The organism is Hyphococcus sp. (assembly GCF_965267305.1).
Taxonomy (GTDB): Bacteria; Pseudomonadota; Alphaproteobacteria; order Caulobacterales; family Parvularculaceae; genus Hyphococcus.
Window position 1 is genome coordinate 4,022,190 of the sequence record NZ_OZ253945.1, and the last position, 17,692, is coordinate 4,039,881.

Sequence of the window (17,692 nt, forward strand, 5' to 3'; positions counted from 1 at the left end):
CCAGTGGGGCGACCGGCGTGTAGCCGGCGAGCCGGGTCGGAACCGGGCGGGGCGCTAAAAAGACTCGGCGGCGGCCCTCCTCGGGCCTTCGTCGCCGCAGCAGCCGCAATTGACGACAATGTCGTTGCGAATGTCGCCCACGGCGCGCGCGTACCAAGCCTCGAACTCTTCTTCGGTCATGGGGCCTGAATCGTTGCGGCCGCCAAAACCGCCTGTCCACAGGATCGCCAGCGCAATAATGGCGGCGGCGATGATGTTCGTGATGCCGTTACCCAACATAAGTCACCTTCATACGCCCCCGGACCGATATTAACACTTTTTGCGGGACGCGGGGGCTCTCCCAAGGCCCCACTCACAAGTCTTGTGCCAGAATCGGCCGGGCCCCGGCTTATCAGAAGTCAAAAAACAGGTTGTATTTCAGTAAGTTGTAGGAGATTTGCGGGGTTTGGGGAAAATCATGACGCTACGGTCTGGTAAAAAGCCCCTGCCTGCTGTGCCGTTTCGGCGCCGCCTTGCGCTGAAATTCCGCCGGATCGGGCCCTCCGGCTACCCAATCCGGCCCTCCCGTGATAGGAATCGTTAACGGCGATCAGCGGGGGAGTCGCAAGGCGTGGCCTTGCTGGGGCGCGGCTTCCTGAGTGGTCTTGTAGGCAAAGTCGAGGTTCAGAGGGGGTTGAAGCGGGTCTGATGCGGACGGGAGAGACCGGTCTTAATCTGATCAAGGGGTATGAGGGCCTGCGCATGTCAGCGCATTACGCCCCGACCGAACAATGGACTGTGGGCTACGGCCACACCGGGACGGCGCGTCACGGCATGAGCGTCACTGAGGGTGACGCCGAACGTCTCCTCAAAGACGACGTGAAACCCATCGAACAATTGATTGGCGATACGGTGCGCGCGCCGTTGAACCAGAACGAGCATGATGCGCTCGTATCGCTTATCTTCAATATTGGGGAAGACAACTGGCGCCGCTCGACGGTGCTCCGAAAGCTTAACGCCGGCGACAAGATCGGCGCAGCGAATGCGTTCGAGCTGTGGACCAAGGCTTTCGTGAATAACGAACTTGCAACGCTTGACGGTCTTGTGCGCCGGCGCGCGGCGGAGAAGTCCTTGTTCCTTATGCCGACGGACGCTGCCCTCGTTGTTCCGTCCTCGGACGTTCATCCTGCGTCCGAATGCGAGCCGGAGTTCATCTCGGACAAGGTCTACAACGCCAAACCGCTCGTCGATTTCAAAGACTACAAAAAGGACGCCAGCAAGTCGCTGTCCCCTGAAGAACGCGCGGCGCGCACGCGGTCGCTGTTTGCCGCGACGCAAGCGCTTTCCGGCGACCCGTCAAAGATGATCATCTCGAAGGCCGAAGAGCGCGCCGACATGGGCGTCACCGTGGGCGCGCTGCTGGCCGGCCTGCTTGCTTTCGCCATGACCGGCGTCGGCGCCATCCTGCTTCTCGGCCAGGAAGCGCCGGGGATCGCCGAAGCGATCGGTCTCAGCTATGAGCGCTTTGCAGCGATCTTTGAGAATTTGCCGATCTGGCTTTCGGGCATCGGCGCCGCGATGTCGTATTTCATTCTCTACATTCTTGTGAAACGTGCGGCGCGGCACGATCTCAAGCGACAGCGGGCGCGGGACCTTGCGCGATTGCGCGTGGCGGAATAGCCCGGCCCCTCGAGGTTGAAGTCGAGCTTGCCGGAATGACATTGCATCTTGTGAAATTATGCGCCGGCGCCGACAGCGTCGACGATCTCGCCGCGCGCATCGACTATCGCTGCGAGGTGAACAAGAAGGCGGGTCTCGGGGCCGTGCACGATCACGTCACGCGGATGCATTCGCGGCGGGAGGAGGAGCTTCTCGAAGGCGGCTCCATTTACTGGGTCATCAGGGGCGTCATCCTCGCGCGTCAGAACATTATCGGATTTGAACGACGGACCGGGAAGGATGAGATCGAACGCACGGCGATCCTGCTCGATCCCGCCTATGTGCTGACGGAGCCGCAGCCGCGGCGCGCTTTTCAAGGATGGCGGTACCTTCCCGCAGAAGATGCGCCGCAAGATCTGAAAGGGCAAAATCTAAAGGGCAGGGGCCGAAAGGGACCCCCGCCGGAATTAGGGGCGAAGCTCGCAGAACTGGGACTCTTGTAATGCAGATGATGAAAACTCTGGTGATGGGCGCGGCGGCGGCGGGAGCGGCCGGCGTGGCGGTGCTGACGGTTCCGGACCGGGACAAGGAAACGGCCGAAGGATCGCGCGTCGCGGCCAGCGAAATCTGCCTCAAAGACGATCTTGCTCTGGTCGAAGGGGTTTCCGCGAAATGTTTCTCGACCGAAGAGCTTGCGGAACTGCGCGACAGACAGGTCGTAGACAGCGAAGGCGACCCTGTCACTGTGTCTCTCACCCATCCGACGGATATGAGCGCCGCGCCGAAGGAAACACGCACCTGCGCCGAATATAGCGAGTTGAGCTTTGACGGGTGGTATGCGCTGACCTCGCGCGACATGCGCCGCGAAGCCTGGTTCACCCGCGCCTGCGGCGTTCTTGCGGCGCTCGCCGATGCGCAGCCCGCGAAGGAATCGTTTTTTACGGACGGCTCGCCCGATCCGGAAGAGATGAAGACTCTCGCCGCCGGTATGCAATTCGGCGAAGTGACCTTGGGCGACGGCGGTCTCGGCGCTGAAAAAGACGGCGCCCAATGGCGGATTTCGTCGGACGCCATGCGGGTTCAAATTCATGAAATCGCCAATGCGGATTTCGACAATGACGGCGTCGAGGAAATCCTTGCCTTCACGGCGGCCGCGCCGCAAGGCGGCACGGCGGCGTTTTACGATACCGGCCTGATTGAGAAAGACACAGCCGAAGCGGCGCTTTCCTTCACGCCACTGTCATATGGCCGTGAGAAAGCAGCGGGCCCGGGATTGTAAAAAACGCTGGGCCGGCTGCCGCTTGCGGCTTTTTTTCAGCTTTTTCGTCAAGACATTGGACCCGGCGTGCGGGATGCTTAATATATGGGGCGATTCTGATTTCTCAGGGAGAAACCGGGCCTTGCCATTCATTAGATACCTCGGGACGTTCCTCATGCTGGGACTTGTCTCCGCCTGTGCGTCCTTTCCGGGCGGCGGCGGAAAAGCCGTCTCTGAAAACCCCGAGGAGATAGCGTCGGCCCGGATGCAGGTCGCCGCCCTCGAAGCCGAACTGGCGCGATTAAAATCGCAGAACGCGCGGCTTTCGAACGAAGTGCTGGCGCTCAAACGCGAGCGCGACCGGGCTGAGGCCGGCGACGCGGCACCGGAGTTGAAAGATCCTGCGCCGGAATTGCCGCCAGCGCCTGAAGTCATTGCCGATAACGGCGAACCGCGTCCCAACGCCGTGGTGGATGACGCCGCGTCGCCGGCGCTCGCCAGGACCGATGTGCCGGTGGAGACTTCGCCCCGGCTTGTGCAGCCGACTTTCGCGTCGAACGAAACGGTTTTCGAAAATGAAGCCGAAGGCGACATCGAAACCGAAAGCGTTCTATTCGGCGTTCATCTGGCATCCTATCGCCGTATGGAGGAAGCGCGGGCCGGCTGGCGCCAGTTGCAGCGCGAAAACCCCGATGAACTCGGCCTTCTGGAGCCGCGCGTGGAAGGCGTCGATGTAGAAGAGAAGGGGCGGTTCCTTCGGCTGATCGGCGGCGGCTTTGCGTCCAAAGAGAAGGCGGAAATTCTCTGCGGCGAGTTGAAGGCCAAGGGTCTATTCTGTTCTGTCGCGAGCTTTGAGGGCGACCGCCTGTCGCTTGCCGAAAACGGCGGCTAGAGCATTCTGACGCTCTATTAACTCTCCGAATGCTCTAGATTCTTTCGGGCGCGGTTTAAGACGGAAAACCGAGAGCCGTTTTTCCTTTAAACGCTCTAACTTCCGTCCGGCGGGGCGATGTCGAACGCGCGCTCGTCGAAGATGACGCCGGTAAATTCCGCAGCGCCCTCGTAACGCACAACCAATTCGCCTGCGCCTAGCGAAACGAAACCGAAGGGGATGGTGACCTTGCGGCGTTCCGCATCGGTGAAGCCGGCGACATTGTCACGCAATCCCAGCAGCTGTTTCTCCCCGTCTTCCGGCGTGTAGGTGACGATCAGCCGCCCGAAGCTCGACCACTCGCCTTTCGGTTCGATAGCGGTTTCGAGCATCAGGAGGCCTTCATCGTCTCGCAACAGTCTGACGTCGGCGATCTTTGCGTCGGCTTTGCCGCCATTGCGCAGGATCACCGGCGCAGACAAACCAAGGCTTACATCCACCTGCAGGCCGGCGCTCGCCTTGCGGATGGCGGAACGCGAGGCCTCGGTTTCGATGAGAAGGTGCGAGCGCCGCTCGCCCTTGGGCAGCGTTGCGCCGTCCTTGATGCGCACCTGTACGGTCTGGCGCGCGCCGGGCTTCAGGCGGAAATGGGCCGGCGACACGATCAGCCACGGCGCGGCGCTCAGCGCGGCGCGGTCCTCCGGCGCAGCCGGCGCATAACCGGTTTCCGTCGCCGCCAAATCAGTCCATGAAACGGTGGCTTCCATAATCCTGTCGGACGGGTTCGAGACGGTGAATTCAGCTTCGGGATTGTCCTGGCTCAGAACCTGACGCAGGGGAGTAAGGCCCATATCCGCAAAAGCGGGCGTGGCTGCAAGGAGCGCCAGAGCGAGGCTCAGCGCCACCCTCAGGCCGGATGTCTTCGCTATCGCCATAAGCCTCAGAATCGTCTCACAGTCGAAATTACACGGGGAGAAGTTTCCCATGCGTAAGCAAAATCAGACAAACACGGCCTTTCTCGGGGCCGATAGCGGACGCTTTCAATGACTCACGTAATTGTTCTGGGAAACGAAAAGGGCGGCTCGGGCAAGTCGACGACCGCCATGCACCTCATTGTCGCGCTTCTGCGGTCCGGCAAGAAGGTCGGCGCGATGGATCTCGATCTTCGTCAGGGCAGTTTGAGCCGGTATCTGGAGAACCGAAGAAAGTTCTGTGAAAACAAGGGAAAAGAGCTTGTTTTTCCGACGGTAGTGACGGTCGAGCCGTCGTCCCTCGACAGCCGCGCGGAGTCCCAGAAGAAAGAGACGGAAAACCTTAAGGCGGCGCTGAAATCCCTCGCGGGCTGCGATTTCGTGGTGATCGACTGTCCCGGCGCGAACACCCATCTGTCTCGCCTCGCGCATCTCCATGCCGACACCATCGTGACGCCGCTGAACGACAGTTTCGTCGATTTCGATCTTCTTGCGAAGGTCGACCCCGGCACGGGCAAGGTGCTGGGCCCCAGCCTTTACAGCGAGATGGTCTGGACCGCGCGCAAGCAGCGCGCGCTGATGGGCGTGCGCGGCGGCATCGACTGGATCGTCATGCGCAACCGGCTTTCGGCGACGCGGGCTCGCAACAAAAAGACCATGGGCGACAAGCTGGAGGAGCTGTCCTCGCGCATCGGGTTCCGGCTCGCGCGCGGTTTCGGCGACCGGGTGATCTATCGCGAGCTCTTTCCCATCGGGCTGACCCTGCTCGATCTCGGCGGCGTCGATTCCCCGGTGCGGCTTTCCACCATGAGCCATGTGACCGCCCGGCTCGAGATCCGCTCTCTGGTGGCTTCCCTCAAGCTTCCGGCGGAAGACCATCCGGCGGCGGAGAAGCCTGAAGACAGCGACAAGGCCGAAAACGGCGGCAAAAAGAACGCCGCCGCGGCCTGATCCGGTTTATTCGCATCGCTCTCCTCTAACGCCGCGGCTATGCTGGCTTTATGTCTCTTGGCCTGATCGCGCTGTTTCTCGCCTTCGCCGCCGCCGGCTGGCTGCTTTTCCGTTTAGGCGGGAACCGCCAGGCGGGCGGCGAACGCTCCATGACAATCATGAAGTTCGTGGTCCTGCTTGTGCTCACGGCGGCGCTTCTGGCTGCGAAGCTGTGGCCGCTGGCGTTCATGGTGCTGCTGGCGGTCGGCGGCGTGACTGCGATAGAGGCCTGGCGCGCCCGTGCTGGACCTTCGGAAACGGACGAGGCGCCGCCATCGCCGCCGGCGCGCCGCATGAGCGAGGAGGAAGCGCTGTCAATCCTCGGCCTCAAATCGGGCGCCAGCGCGGAGGACGTGCGCGCCGCTTATCGCCGGCTGATGTCGCAGCTTCATCCCGACAAGGGGGGCACGGATTATCTCGCCGCCAAGATCAACGAAGCGCGCGACCATCTTTTGCGCAAGCTTGGCGATTGATCCTTACTTAACAGCGAACGGTTTGACCGTATCGGGGTAATGGGCGTTCGCCCAATGGACAATCTCGCGAAGCACCGGCCCCAGCGCCCGTCCTTTTTTCGTCAGCGCATAGTCGTAGCGCAAAGGGTTTTCCTGATAGGCCGACTTTGAAATCAGTCCGTGTTCTTCGAGACGTTTCAACCGGTCGGCGAGAATGTTTGTGGTGATGCTTTCGGGCGATTTCAGGAAATCATTGTAGCGGTTCACGCCGCGAAAGAGATCGCGGATGACGATCAGCGACCACTTGTCTCCGAGAATGTCGAGCGTCACCGCCAGCGGGCAAGGGGAGCGGTTGAAGGCGGCGGGGTCGGGCACAGGCAATCCTTGAGAGTCACTTTTAAATTGCAAGTTAAACTGCGCCGCAGTAGCTTGCAAAATAAAAGTTACTGAGCCGGCTCGGTGCGGCCGAAAAAGGAGAGACCCATGACCCAGACGCCTTCGATCCGCGTTTATCACTCGTTTCGCAGCCCTTATTCCCGCCTGGGGCTTCATATTCTGGCCCGCGAAGGGATTAAGGCGGCGCTCATTCCCTTTACGGGGCCGCCCGAAGGGGTGTCGTTCAACGACCCCGTGGCGAACCCCTTAAAGCTCTCCTACTACCTGCAGGATGCGCCGCGGATGACCATGCGCATGGGTCTTCCCATCCAGCCGCCGCAGCCTTTCGACGTCGATCTCGCGCCATCCTACAAGGCGGCGGTCGCGGCGGAACGTGACGGCAAGGGGCTCGACTACGCCATCGCCGTTTCCGATGCGCGCTGGGGCAAGGGCCGCGATGTATCCGATCTCTCGGTCTTGGAAGCGTGCGCGGAAAAAATCGGCTGGGACAAAGCCGCTGTCGCATCAGCGCAAGAGGATGATGATGTATCTGCGGAAATGCGCCGCCATCGGAAGCTGATCGCCGAGGACGGCGTTTTCGGCGTTCCCTTCGCGGTGATGGGCGCCAAGAAATATTGGGGTCACGACCGCTTCGATCTTTTGGTTGAGGATGCGGGCGTTTAGGACTTAGGCGACGCCTTTTTGGGCTTCCGCCGCCGGTCCCTTCAATTCTTTCTCGTCGGTGACCCGGTTGCGGCCGGAGCTTTTCGCCGCATAAAGACAGGCGTCAGCCCGCTCGATGAAGCTTTCCATGGTGTCTTTCGCCCGAAGCTGGGCGACGCCCATGGACATGGTGATCATGCCGAGATCCTCATCGGTGCGGCGTTTGCGCAGCCGGCGCGATTCAACAGCAACGCGGATCTTTTCAGCGACCCTGTGGGCGTTTTCCAGCGACGTGCCCGGCAGCACGACCGCAAATTCCTCGCCGCCATAGCGGGCGAGAAGATCCATGCCCTTAACGTTGGCGTTCATGACTTCGGCGACGAGGCGCAGCACCTGATCGCCTGTCTGGTGGCCCCAAGTGTCATTGAAGGTCTTGAAGTGATCGATGTCGCCAAGCACGAGCGCCAGCGGTTCGCCGCTTTCCATCGCCTCGCTCATATGCTTTTCGAGCGAGCGGTCGAAAGTGGCGCGGTTGGCGACTCCCGTCAGCGCGTCCTGCATGGCCTCGCGCTGAATGGATTCAACGTCGCGCTGGAGGTTGTTGACTTCCTCGATGGAGGCGGCGAGGCGCTCTTCGAGATATTCATTTTCCTCGCGCATGGTCTTCGCCACGGCGATGACGCCTTCGAGGAGCGCGCCCACGGCCGGATATTTTTCCGTCGAATCGCGCAGCTGATCCGAAATATCAATCAACTTTTCCGAATGGCCGTGCGCGTTTTCACCGGTTTTCTCGACGACCTCATAGAGGTCCGCGACTTCCGAATGGAAGCGCGTCATCAGATCGATGACGTCATTGGATATGTCGGCGTGCTGGACGAGCTTGTGGTAAAGCGCGTCGGCCTTTTCCTGCGTGACTTTGCCGGAGGCGTCCATCGCCTTCTGGATATGCGCGGAAAGGGCCGGATTTTTCCCCTCGACATGCGCATACCATAGCTCATAGTTGCGCGGCGTCGCGGCAAGCCCGGTCTTTCTCAACGCAGCCAGCGCCAACTCTGCGCAGTGATGCGAAGTTTCACTATTCAAAGCCATGACGCCCCTTGGTGCTCAACACCGGTAGTTCTCCCCGTTAAGGCTGAGGCTAGGCCAACGGCGTAAAGGATTGCCTAAAACCTTTTGTGAGGATGTAGGCAAACCCTTGCTGATAGGGGCGGCGATTAATCAGAGATTAACGCGCGACCTCGCGGGTGAGGAAGGCAGGGACATGGTCGCCGAGCCCGACGACTGCCTCATCGCGGCGCCGGGAAGGACGACTGTCGCCGCCGCCGCGGCGGCGCGAGGATCCGTGGCTATCTCTGCGATTAGCGGATTTTTGAGGCGCGTTTTCCACTTCTTCAGGCGCTGCCGTCTCCAGCGATTTTTCGGGCTGCGAGACCTCTGTCTCTGACGCGTCGCCGGATTGTTCCGGCTTGCGTCCGCTCCGGCGCGAGGAGCGTCGGCTTCCGCCTCGTTCGTCTTTGGCGTTTTTGCCGCCTTTGGCGTCTCTGCCGCCGCGCGAACGGCTCTCCTGCACCGGGTTTTCATCGAAGAATTTTGAGAAATCGAGCGCTTCGATCTCCTCGGCGCCGATCGTTTTCAGAATGGCGTCGTAATGTTTGCCGTCCGCGGGCGTGACCAGCATCATCGCGGCGCCCTTGCGTCCGGCGCGTCCTGTGCGCCCGATGCGGTGGACATAGTCATCCGCGTGGATCGGCACGTCGTAATTGAACACATGGCTCACTGCCGGAATGTCGAGGCCGCGCGCAGCGACGTCAGAGGCGACGAGAAACTGCACCTCATCGGTCCGGAATTTTTCGAGCGTTTCCGTGCGGAACGCCTGAGCGAGATCGCCATGGATCGGGCGGGCGTTGAAGCCGTGCTTTTGCAGCGATTTCGCCACCACATCGACCGTGGATTTACGATTGCAGAAGATGATGCCGTTCTTGACGTCATCCTGGCGCAGAAGTTCGCGCAAAATTGCGCGCTTTAACTTGTCGTCCTTGCCGGGCACGCGGACGATATTCTGCGTGATCGTCGTCGCTGCAGTCGCCGGGCGCGAGACTTCCACGCGAATGGGATTGTGAAGGAATTGATCCGTGATGCGCTGGATTTCCGGCGGCATGGTCGCTGAAAAGAACAGCGTCTGGCGGGTGATCGGCGTCATCTTGAAGATTTTTTCGATGTCCGGGATGAAGCCCATATCGAGCATCCGGTCAGCCTCATCGACGACCATCACCTCGATGCCGTTCAAGAGCAGCTTGCCGCGCTCGAACTGATCGATGAAACGGCCGGGCGTCGCAATCAGCACATCGACGCCGCGCATGAGCTTCGCATCCTGATCGCCGAAGGAAACGCCGCCGATCAGCAGCGCCATGGAAAGCTTGTGATTGACGCCGTATTTCTCGAAATTCTCTGCGACCTGCGCAGCAAGTTCGCGGGTGGGCGCAAGCACGAGCGAGCGGGGCATGCGCGCCTTGGCGCGGCCCTTAGACAGGCGCTCGATCATGGGCAGGGTGAAAGAGGCGGTCTTGCCGGTGCCGGTCTGGGCGATGCCGAGGACATCGCTTCCTTTCAGCGCAGGGGGAATAGCTTCTTTCTGAATAGGGGTCGGGTTTTCGTAGCCAGCCGCAGCAATAGCTTCGAGGAGTTTCGGCGATAAGCCGAGATCAGCAAAAGACATCGAGTCTCCGTTAGGTTTTTTCGACGGCTATGCGCCCTGGTTCAGGTGCGGTTGGCCGTCTGTCGCATCGGCGGGGATTGTTTCTCTCCAACGCCCCGCTCTTCCGCCGTGGAAACGATGCGTCATCATTGGCAATGGGCCTGAGGCCGGATGCACATGCAAAAATGGCGCTGCGTCTTATTGTGGGACCCGGGAATGAGTGTTCATACCGGGCCGGTTGCGCGCGCTGCATTGCAGCATTGCGAGCCGGGAAGTAGGCAGCTTTCCCCTCAGTGTCAATGATTTCGGGGTGTTTTTCCCTATAGTCGGCTGGTCCGGGGCGCCGATGTTGCCTAAAATCCGCACATGCGCCGTCTCAGCACGACACATTTCGGGCCCCTGATGGGTTGGGTTCTTCTTTTCCCGGCGAACGCCGCCGCGGCGGAAGGGCTCGACCGCGAAGCCTGCGCCTTTAACGGCCTGCCGCTCTATGGAGACGTTCAGGTCGTTGAAAGCTTCCCGGATATCCGTTTGGAGATTGTCGACAGCTTTCCAGATCTGAACGTCCAAATCGTCGACAGTTTTCCGGACGATTGCGGACAATGGCGCTTCGTCGATAGCTTTCCGGACCTCAAAATCCAGTATGTATCGAGCTTTCCCGACCTCAAAATCCAGATGGTGGAGAGATTCCCGGGCTTGCCGTGATCATGCGGTTGGCTGCGCCGGTTTCCGGAAGAGCTCGCGCAGAATAACAATCAAAATCATGCCGGCAGCGAGGGTCATATAAAGATTGCCGCCATAGGCCATCACGCCTTCGCCCTGAAGCGAGGGAAGATTTGGCAGATTGCCGGCGCGCATAATCAACAAAAACGCGGCCATGCAGATCAAGGCAGGCGCTGTGCGGAGGGACGCGCAGAAGTAAATCAGAACGCCCATAAGGACAAAATCGTAATAGTGGTATGGCGCGAACACATGCGCGGCCGCCACGGCGAACATCACCATGTCGATGGTTCGCGGCGGCGCCCCTCGGCGCAAATACAAAAATGCGGCGACGCATGCGATGAACGCCAGCGCCATAAGTTGATAACTCATCATGCCGATATCGTCGCCGCCAAGTGTCCACACGAGATTGCGCAGTCCCGTCGTGGAAGCTGCGGTATTGAAAATCTGGCCGTCATAATGGCCGAGATTGTGCAACAGATCGGATGCGAGCTCTAAGGGCTGCGAAACGAGAAACGCCGGCAGCGCCATGAGTATGGAGACGATCGCTGCCACGAAGGTGATGCGTCTGCCCAATGTTGAAAACAGCAGAACCGTTACGATAAGCGCGCCGAATTGCGGTTTCAGCATAACGATCGCGAGGCCTGCGGCGCCTGCATAGAGACGTTCACGCAAGATCGACCAGATCAAAAGGCTGAGACCGAAATAGATGAGCATCGAAGACTGCCCCAGCTCCAGCGTTTTTCCCGCTGGCTGACTAAGGCCCATATACGCGCCGTGAAGGAAGAAGAGAACGAGCAGGGGCAGAATGGCGGCAAGCCGGTTAATGGGCGCCGCGGGCGCAAGGACCGCACTGTTTTCACCCATTGGCCGAAATGCGGCGGCGTTAAGCGCGCTAGCGCCCAGCAACATGACGGCGTTCATAACCAGCCACAGGCGAGATGCGGTCAGGAGATCCATTTGTCCGAGCGCCGCCGAAATGAAATACCAGTTGGGCGTGTAATTCCATGCGCCTGCGCCGCCGTTTATGCCGGTTATCTCGGTGAGCCTCGCCGTGAAGGCTTTATCGTAGGGCGTCAGGCCTGCGGTCCAGAACTCACCGGCAAGCCAGAAATATTTGATGTCTGGTCCCGCGACGTCCCAATAGGGTCCGACCTCAAATGCCATCCAGGCAAGTGCGAGCGCAAAGGTCGCCGGCGACAGGATGGTGAGCGGCAAACGCAAATGTTTGTCGAGCGCAATACCGCCTTTCGAGAGCGTTTGTGAGGACAAAACAGCCTCCGATTTCATGGAGCGCGCGGAAGCATCGCCCCGATGTTGCGTCCATTGCCATCATGAAATGTTTTGCCGGAAAGTCACCCGCCTTTCTCCGGTTATGCGCAGCGGCCTTCCAACCATACGCCGACATTAACATTCAGTATATTGATGACCGAAAAGTCCAAAAAAGCAGCATAACATAGGGGCTTAACCGTCGTGGACGACGCCATGGACGACGTGCGCAACTGGGAACCGGGGCGTAAGGCCTGTGTTAACCATCCGAAGTCAGATGGAGACCGCCTCTATGTTGAAACCTCAAAAATTGAAATTGCTTGCATCATCCATGCTCGTCGCGCCCCTCGCGCTGGCCGGCGCTTCTGCGCAAACAAGCGCCGAGGATTTAAATGCGCAGGCGCTCGCCGATTTCCGGTCGGGCTTGGAAATGACAACGCAGACGGGCGCAGGCGAGCCTGTTTATGACGACTCTAATCTCGACCCGCGCGGCGAAGGCGATATTGACGCCGATGCTTCCCAAAGCGCCGATAGCGATGACGCCTGGGACGAGGTGGAAGAGACGGCTGACGAAACCGGCGATTGGGCCGAGGATGTCGGCGATGACGTCGGCGACGACCTTGAAGAAGCCGGCGATGAAACTGGCGACTGGGTGGAAGATGCTGCCGATGACACGGAAGACGCCATGGATGAAGCGGCCGACGAAACCGAAGAATCCCTCGAGGAAGCCGGCGACGACATCGAAGACGCGGCCGACGATCTCGACGACCCCATGAATTAAGGCTGTTGAACTGAGGTTTCTTCGCTCAGCGTGAGACGCCGCAGGCTTAAGGTCTGCGGCGTTTTCCTTTTACAGCGCGCCTTGCGCGGAATTTTCCTCCCGCGCGTAAAGGGCCTCGCGGGTTTCCTCCGGCATGCGCATGGCGTCGATGCGCGCCTTTTCTTCCTTGAATTCAGCCAACGCCTGGCCCTCCAGGGTTTTGCCCGTGGTGTCGATTTTCAAGCGTTGCGGATTGACCGCAGTGCCGCGCAAATGGACTTCGTAATGAAGATGCGGGCCCGTGGAGCGTCCCGTGGTGCCCACATAGGCGATGATGTCGCCCTGACGGACGCGCTTGCCGGCGTGCATGCCGCGGGCGAAACCGTTAAGATGCGCATAGGCCGTTTCATAGCCGTTGGCGTGACGGATTTTCACATAATTGCCGAAAGAACCGTAGCGATTGGCGCGCAGAATGACGCCGTCGCCTGCGGCTTTGACCGGCGTGCCGCGCGGCGCTGCGAAATCGACGCCCTTATGCGCCTTGCGGTAGCCGAGGATCGGATGTTTGCGCGTGCCAAAGCCCGAAGACAGCCGCGCGCCGTCGATGGGCGTTTTCATCAGAAGGCGCTTCGCGCTTTGTCCCGTGGCGTCGTAGAAATCCGGCCGGCCGTCTTCGCCGAGGAAACGATAATAGCCTTTCTCGCGCGAGCGTCCGCGCCAGTTGAGGCGGGCGTAGAGAATGTCGCCGGTGGAAACGAGTTTGCCCTGATCGTCATAGCGCACTTCGAAAATCGCTTCGAATTCGTCGCCGCCGAAAATCTCTCGCTGGAAGTCGACGTCATAGGAAAAAGCGTCGGCGAGATTGGCGATGACTTCGTCCGGCGCGCCCACATGTTTGGCGGAAAGATAAAGGCTGCCATTGATGCGCCCGGCGATAGACATGATCCGCGTCGTCAGCGGCACGGTTTTCTTTTCCGCCGCCATTTCGCCGCCATTCACGCGTTTCAGGACAACGCGGTTTTCGGCGTCGGCGCGGTATTCGAGGCCGAGAAGCCGCGCCTCCGGCGCCGAGTGCTGCGCGGCGATCTCGAAAAGGGTCTGGTTCGGCCAGCCGACGGTGAGGGCGAATTCCTGACCCGGCAACAGGCGGCGCAGATCCTGATGCTTGCCGAAGGCGTAGGCGGCGGTGTTGGCGTCCGCGGCCGAGACGCCGGCGCGTTTCAGGGCGTCGACGAAATTCTCGCCGCGCTTGAGTTTTACGACGACCTCCGCCGGGGCCTGCGCCATGTCGGCGGCGAGGGCGACGGCGGGCGCGACGTTGACAATATCGTTTCGCGCGATGTCGCTGGCGAAGAAGAAGGGCGGCGGCGCATCGTCGGCGCTGATGTGCTGGGTCTGCGCGACTTGCAGCATGCTCACGGGCCGCGGCCCAGCGCTCGTAGTCTGAGTAGCCGCGGGCTTGAGACTTGGGGCCACGCCGGCGGTCTCGATGATTTCGGTTTTAGCAGCGGCGACTTCAATTTCCGGACCGGGTTTGAGACGCGGCGTCAGTTCTTGAGTCGGAAGCGGTTCTTCTCCCCCGTCCAGTCCCAACGGCGCGCGCGCGGCGCGGGATTCGGCGAGCGCGGCTTCGAGCGTGTTTTTCTCTGGGGCCTTTGCGGCGAGCGCAACAGCAGGCTGGTTAACGGCGCTTTCCGGGGCCGACGCTTCAACAGGCAAGGCCGAGGCGAGGGGCGTTTCGGGCAGCCGGGTCGGGGTCGAGGCGGCGGAAAACACCAGAAAGGCGCCGCCGGCCAGCATCACCGTCAGCGCGGCGAAAAGCGCAGCCGGACCGCGGCGCTTGCGCTCGAGCGGGCAATAGGCGTCGCCCTGTCCCGTAAACGTCTGACCTGTATGAACAAACTCGTTCGACATCCGTGCTCTTGCCGTCGCTTTTTGCGCCACGGTCGCCTTGCACAGGCCATGCCGCGCCTTATCCTCGCACGCCTCGCCAAAGCCCGCAATTTTTTGCATGCTGTGGGCGCTGCGCAGAGGTCATTAGACGAAATTGTCCTTAATCAATAGAGAAAAGCAGCGGTCGTGTTTGAGGGGGTAAGGTAACACCATGCGGGCGGCGCGGTATCTGGCGATTGTGCTGACGCTCCTGGTCGTCCTGGCGGCGGCTATATGGTTTTTGCGCCTGCCGCTGGCGGGGTGGGCTGTGCGGACAGCCATGGCGTCGGCAGGACTTGAGGCGCCGCAAGCGCGCGTCGCCGCGTTAACCTTTGACGGCATCCGTCTCGAAAATGTCGCCGCAGGGCCGTCGGGGGGGCGAGGCGTTTCGTTTGACGTGGTCGAAGCGGATTTTCATCTGAGCCGGCTCTGGAAGGAACGCGCCTTCGACGCTGTGCGCGCCGGGCCCGGCGTCTTGCGCGTGAACATTGGCGACGACGGCGGCGTATCCATTCCGGGCCTTTCTTTGGGCGGCGGCGGGGAAGGCGGCGCCTTGCCGTTCGACCGGTTGGCTGTGAGCGATGTCGCGGTCATTGTCGACGCGCCGGAAGGGACGGCGCGCGGGCGGGTCACGGCGGATTACGATGTGCGCGAAGGCGGGGAGGCATCCGTTGCATTGTCCTCGGACAGTCTCCGCTGGAAGCAATATCTCTTCGAGAATGTTGAAAGCGACGCGCATCTCGTTTTGTCAGCCGATGGCGCAGCCTCTCTTGAAGCGCAAATCGCCGGCGACATCGAAGCAACAGCCGCCGCTGCAAACGGCGTGAGCATTTCCCTGACGGGCAAAGGCGGGTCCTGGAGCGACGCCGCAAAAGGCGACGCTTCCGCGTTGGCGGGCGAGGCGAACATCCGTTTCTCGGCGCCGGAGATCGAATTGCGCGACGTAGATCTCCAGGCCGTGACTAGCGCTGCGCAAATGGAAACGATCTTCGGGGAGAAATTGCAGCGTGCAGCGCTCGCTGGCGCCGTCGACATCGCTTTTGACCCGGAAGGGTTCGAATTGCGGCTTTCAAAAGAAGAAAACGCTTTGGCGATGACGACGCCTGACGGCGCCTCGCTGACTTTGGCGCCGCAGGGAAATGCGCCGCTTTATGCACGCCGCGGGGATCGCGAAATCTCGTCTTTCCGGTTTGCGCTCTCAAGCGACGGCGCCGATGCGACAGGCGCGGCGGATATTGAACGAGAGGGCGGCGCCTGGCGGATTGCGGCGCCATTGGAGATCGCGGAATTTTCCTCCGATGCGTTGTCGCTTGACGGCAGCCGCATTCTTATCGAAGCCAATGCAAAGGGGCCGGAACTCACCGCCGATGTTGGCGTCAAATCCGGCTTGCGCAAGGCGAAGATCGGCCGGCTGACGATCAATGATGCGCCGTTCAACGGCGCTTTTCACATTACCGCAGACATGAACGCGCAACGCGCGAGCGTCGTCAGCAAGAGCGACTGTTTCAATATCGAGAAAGGTCGGGGCGCCATCGCTCAACAGGGGCTGGATGTCAGCTTGACCGGCGTCACATTGTGTAACGCCGAAGGGCCCTTGCTGGTTTATACATGGACGGGCGAGGCGGCCTGTACGCTGTCCGGCGAAATCGCAGCGCGCAGCGGCTTCATCAAGCTTGGCGAAACGGTTGCGCGCGGGCGCCCGCCCGTGGTGCGGTTCGACGCCGCCTATCATCCGGCGAGGAAACACACCACGATCACCGGCGGTCTCGCGAATGGCGACGTGACGCTCAATGACGCTCTCGGCATGGCGGGCGTCATCGGCGATTTCCGGTTCGATCTCGACGCGGCCGAGATGCGCGCCGAAGCCTCGCTCGACCGCCTGCGGCTTTCGCAGCATCTGGGACCCGAGCAGTCGCTTGTCATGATCGCGCCGGTCTTCGCGTCTGGCGATGCGACGCTGGAAAATGATGAGGCGGCGTTCGCCTATGTCCTCACAACGCCCGAAGGCTACCGTTTGGGGGCGGGCGAGGGCTTTCACCACATGGAAACCGCCAGCGGCGAAACGGTCCTGACGCTGGAGAATCTCACCTTCTCGCCGCAAGGCCTTCAGCCGAACCGGATTTCGCCGGCGCTGAAAGGCATCGTCAACGACGCCGACGGCAAGATGGATGGAACGGTGCGGTTCGCCTGGGGACGCGAAGAGCTTGTTTCCGAGGCGACCCTCGATTTCAGGGAGATTTCCTTCGCCGGTCCGACGCAGGCGGTGACCCGCACCAAGAATGTCAGCGGAACCATTCAGCTTACGGACATATTCCCAGTGACGACCAACGGCTTTCAGACGATTTCCGTCGAAGGCGTCGATATGGATGCGCTTCAGCTCGGGCAAGGCGTGATCACCTTTGAAATGCCTGGCGACGAAAGCGTCACCATTTCGGAAGCGTCATTCCCATGGTTTGGCGGCACGCTCGGCGTTTACGATGCGACGGCAGGATTCGCCGGCGAGGCGACGATCCCGCTGCGCGCGGAAGGCGCCGATCTCAATCAGATTTTCGAATATGTGGATATTGAAGGCCTTTCCGGTGAAGGCATCATCAGCGGCGAACTGCCGGTGATTTTCGAAGGCGGCCGGGCGAGAATTGAAAACGGCGTCTTCAAGTCCGAAGGGCCGGGCGTCATCCGCTATGCAGGTCAGGCGTCGGAAGCTGCCTCGCAAGCGGGTCAGGATGCGCAGGTCGCTTTCGATATCCTGCGCGACCTTCGCTACAATTCGCTTGAAGTGAGCGTCAACGGCGCTCTCGATGGCCGGCTGGAATTCCAGATGAACTTCGAGGGGACGGGTGATGTAACGCTTAACAACGCGTCGGGACGGGTGCCGGTCATCTACCGCATCAATCTTGACGCGGCGCTTCTGGAGTTGCTCCGTCAGGCGAACCTGTCCCGCGATATCCAGCTCCAGATCGAAAAGGGTCTTTCAGATAGCCAGTAAGCTTGGTGAAATATGGCGCGGGCGGACAGGTCTTCAGCATATTTCCGCCTATTTTTCGCCTTGAGGCTGAGCTAGGATGCAAGATGTTCGCGTATTCGATTCGACAAAAATC

General features: G+C 60.7%; 17 protein-coding genes. 10 read left to right on the forward strand and 7 right to left on the reverse strand.

Annotated elements, in window-relative coordinates:
- Nucleotides 1-54 precede the first annotated feature (54 nt).
- Nucleotides 55-279 carry a hypothetical protein gene (locus tag ACQY5P_RS19500; protein WP_428408546.1) on the reverse strand — a complete coding sequence of 75 codons (225 nt, stop codon included), beginning with the start codon at nucleotides 277-279 and terminating at the stop codon, nucleotides 55-57.
- 408 nt (nucleotides 280-687) lie between these two features.
- Between ACQY5P_RS19500 and ACQY5P_RS19505 the strand changes: the two genes are divergently transcribed.
- The 4 genes from ACQY5P_RS19505 to ACQY5P_RS19520 all read left to right on the forward strand — a co-directional run bounded on the left by ACQY5P_RS19505 (nucleotide 688) and on the right by ACQY5P_RS19520 (nucleotide 3,788).
- Nucleotides 688-1,659, forward strand: a complete 972-nt coding sequence (locus ACQY5P_RS19505) for a lysozyme (RefSeq protein WP_428408547.1) — start codon at nucleotides 688-690, stop codon at nucleotides 1,657-1,659.
- A 35-nt stretch (nucleotides 1,660-1,694) separates the two neighbouring features.
- Nucleotides 1,695-2,141: a DUF1489 family protein gene (locus ACQY5P_RS19510; RefSeq protein WP_428408548.1), complete on the forward strand. Its 447-nt coding sequence runs from the start codon at nucleotides 1,695-1,697 to the stop codon at nucleotides 2,139-2,141.
- Entirely contained in the window at nucleotides 2,141-2,917 is a 777-nt protein-coding gene (locus ACQY5P_RS19515) for a hypothetical protein (RefSeq protein WP_428408549.1), read from the forward strand. The genes ACQY5P_RS19510 and ACQY5P_RS19515 overlap by 1 nt, the downstream gene beginning before the upstream one ends.
- Before the next feature lie 154 nt (nucleotides 2,918-3,071).
- Complete coding sequence (locus ACQY5P_RS19520) at nucleotides 3,072-3,788, forward strand: SPOR domain-containing protein (RefSeq protein ID WP_428408550.1); 717 nt, start codon at nucleotides 3,072-3,074, stop codon at nucleotides 3,786-3,788.
- Between the two features lie 95 nt (nucleotides 3,789-3,883).
- Here ACQY5P_RS19520 and ACQY5P_RS19525 read toward each other — a convergent pair whose 3' ends face one another.
- Nucleotides 3,884-4,702 (reverse strand): hypothetical protein, encoded by an 819-nt coding sequence (locus ACQY5P_RS19525; protein ID WP_428408551.1) that lies wholly within the window; start codon nucleotides 4,700-4,702, stop codon nucleotides 3,884-3,886.
- A gap of 108 nt (nucleotides 4,703-4,810) precedes the next feature.
- Here ACQY5P_RS19525 and ACQY5P_RS19530 point away from each other — a divergent pair, with 108 nt between their 5' ends.
- Both ACQY5P_RS19530 and ACQY5P_RS19535 read left to right on the forward strand, forming a co-directional pair.
- Entirely contained in the window at nucleotides 4,811-5,689 is an 879-nt protein-coding gene (locus ACQY5P_RS19530) for a division plane positioning ATPase MipZ (RefSeq protein WP_428408552.1), read from the forward strand.
- Nucleotides 5,690-5,739: 50 nt separating this feature from the next.
- Entirely contained in the window at nucleotides 5,740-6,201 is a 462-nt protein-coding gene (locus ACQY5P_RS19535; protein ID WP_428408553.1) for a DnaJ domain-containing protein, read from the forward strand.
- Between the two features lie 3 nt (nucleotides 6,202-6,204).
- Here ACQY5P_RS19535 and ACQY5P_RS19540 read toward each other — a convergent pair whose 3' ends face one another.
- Nucleotides 6,205-6,555 carry a winged helix-turn-helix transcriptional regulator gene (locus tag ACQY5P_RS19540; protein WP_428408554.1) on the reverse strand — a complete coding sequence of 117 codons (351 nt, stop codon included), beginning with the start codon at nucleotides 6,553-6,555 and terminating at the stop codon, nucleotides 6,205-6,207.
- Nucleotides 6,556-6,663: 108 nt separating this feature from the next.
- Between ACQY5P_RS19540 and ACQY5P_RS19545 the strand changes: the two genes are divergently transcribed.
- On the forward strand, nucleotides 6,664-7,239 hold the full coding sequence (locus tag ACQY5P_RS19545; RefSeq protein WP_428408555.1) for a 2-hydroxychromene-2-carboxylate isomerase: 576 nt from the start codon (nucleotides 6,664-6,666) through the stop codon (nucleotides 7,237-7,239).
- Between the two features lie 3 nt (nucleotides 7,240-7,242).
- On the opposite strand, the gene ACQY5P_RS19550 is transcribed toward ACQY5P_RS19545, so the two are convergent.
- A complete protein-coding gene (locus ACQY5P_RS19550) occupies nucleotides 7,243-8,307 on the reverse strand; it encodes a GGDEF domain-containing protein (protein WP_428408556.1) in 1,065 nt (354 codons plus the stop codon).
- 136 nt (nucleotides 8,308-8,443) lie between these two features.
- Nucleotides 8,444-9,934 (reverse strand): DEAD/DEAH box helicase, encoded by a 1,491-nt coding sequence (locus ACQY5P_RS19555; RefSeq protein WP_428408557.1) that lies wholly within the window; start codon nucleotides 9,932-9,934, stop codon nucleotides 8,444-8,446.
- Nucleotides 9,935-10,393: 459 nt separating this feature from the next.
- Between ACQY5P_RS19555 and ACQY5P_RS19560 the strand changes: the two genes are divergently transcribed.
- Nucleotides 10,394-10,618 carry a hypothetical protein gene (locus ACQY5P_RS19560; protein ID WP_428410695.1) on the forward strand — a complete coding sequence of 75 codons (225 nt, stop codon included), beginning with the start codon at nucleotides 10,394-10,396 and terminating at the stop codon, nucleotides 10,616-10,618.
- Here the strand turns inward: ACQY5P_RS19560 and ACQY5P_RS19565 are convergent, their stop codons facing one another.
- Nucleotides 10,619-11,905, reverse strand: coding sequence for a glycosyltransferase 87 family protein (locus tag ACQY5P_RS19565; RefSeq protein WP_428408558.1), 1,287 nt, complete (start codon nucleotides 11,903-11,905; stop codon nucleotides 10,619-10,621).
- Nucleotides 11,906-12,194: 289 nt separating this feature from the next.
- Between ACQY5P_RS19565 and ACQY5P_RS19570 the strand changes: the two genes are divergently transcribed.
- Complete coding sequence (locus tag ACQY5P_RS19570) at nucleotides 12,195-12,683, forward strand: hypothetical protein (protein ID WP_428408559.1); 489 nt, start codon at nucleotides 12,195-12,197, stop codon at nucleotides 12,681-12,683.
- Between the two features lie 69 nt (nucleotides 12,684-12,752).
- Here the strand turns inward: ACQY5P_RS19570 and ACQY5P_RS19575 are convergent, their stop codons facing one another.
- Nucleotides 12,753-14,675, reverse strand: a complete 1,923-nt coding sequence (locus tag ACQY5P_RS19575; RefSeq protein WP_428408560.1) for a peptidoglycan DD-metalloendopeptidase family protein — start codon at nucleotides 14,673-14,675, stop codon at nucleotides 12,753-12,755.
- Nucleotides 14,676-14,766: 91 nt separating this feature from the next.
- Between ACQY5P_RS19575 and ACQY5P_RS19580 the strand changes: the two genes are divergently transcribed.
- A complete protein-coding gene (locus ACQY5P_RS19580; RefSeq protein ID WP_428408561.1) occupies nucleotides 14,767-17,580 on the forward strand; it encodes an intermembrane phospholipid transport protein YdbH family protein in 2,814 nt (937 codons plus the stop codon).
- The last annotated feature ends 112 nt before the right edge of the window (nucleotides 17,581-17,692 follow it).

Excerpts from the sequence above, each read along its gene's own strand:
- ACQY5P_RS19500 (WP_428408546.1), bottom strand. The coding sequence starts at position 279 with ATGTTGGGTAACGGCATCACGAACATCATCGCCGCCGCCATTATTGCG.
- ACQY5P_RS19515 (WP_428408549.1), top strand. The coding sequence starts at position 2,141 with ATGCAGATGATGAAAACTCTGGTGATGGGCGCGGCGGCGGCGGGAGCG.
- ACQY5P_RS19525 (WP_428408551.1), bottom strand. The coding sequence starts at position 4,702 with ATGGCGATAGCGAAGACATCCGGCCTGAGGGTGGCGCTGAGCCTCGCT.
- ACQY5P_RS19545 (WP_428408555.1), top strand. The coding sequence starts at position 6,664 with ATGACCCAGACGCCTTCGATCCGCGTTTATCACTCGTTTCGCAGCCCT.
- ACQY5P_RS19580 (WP_428408561.1), top strand. The coding sequence starts at position 14,767 with ATGCGGGCGGCGCGGTATCTGGCGATTGTGCTGACGCTCCTGGTCGTC.
- ACQY5P_RS19555 (WP_428408557.1), bottom strand. The coding sequence starts at position 9,934 with ATGTCTTTTGCTGATCTCGGCTTATCGCCGAAACTCCTCGAAGCTATT.
- ACQY5P_RS19550 (WP_428408556.1), bottom strand. The coding sequence starts at position 8,307 with ATGGCTTTGAATAGTGAAACTTCGCATCACTGCGCAGAGTTGGCGCTG.
- ACQY5P_RS19505 (WP_428408547.1), top strand. The coding sequence starts at position 688 with ATGCGGACGGGAGAGACCGGTCTTAATCTGATCAAGGGGTATGAGGGC.
- ACQY5P_RS19530 (WP_428408552.1), top strand. The coding sequence starts at position 4,811 with ATGACTCACGTAATTGTTCTGGGAAACGAAAAGGGCGGCTCGGGCAAG.
- ACQY5P_RS19520 (WP_428408550.1), top strand. The coding sequence starts at position 3,072 with ATGCTGGGACTTGTCTCCGCCTGTGCGTCCTTTCCGGGCGGCGGCGGA.
- ACQY5P_RS19535 (WP_428408553.1), top strand. The coding sequence starts at position 5,740 with ATGTCTCTTGGCCTGATCGCGCTGTTTCTCGCCTTCGCCGCCGCCGGC.
- ACQY5P_RS19570 (WP_428408559.1), top strand. The coding sequence starts at position 12,195 with ATGTTGAAACCTCAAAAATTGAAATTGCTTGCATCATCCATGCTCGTC.
- ACQY5P_RS19575 (WP_428408560.1), bottom strand. The coding sequence starts at position 14,675 with ATGCAAAAAATTGCGGGCTTTGGCGAGGCGTGCGAGGATAAGGCGCGG.
- ACQY5P_RS19510 (WP_428408548.1), top strand. The coding sequence starts at position 1,695 with ATGACATTGCATCTTGTGAAATTATGCGCCGGCGCCGACAGCGTCGAC.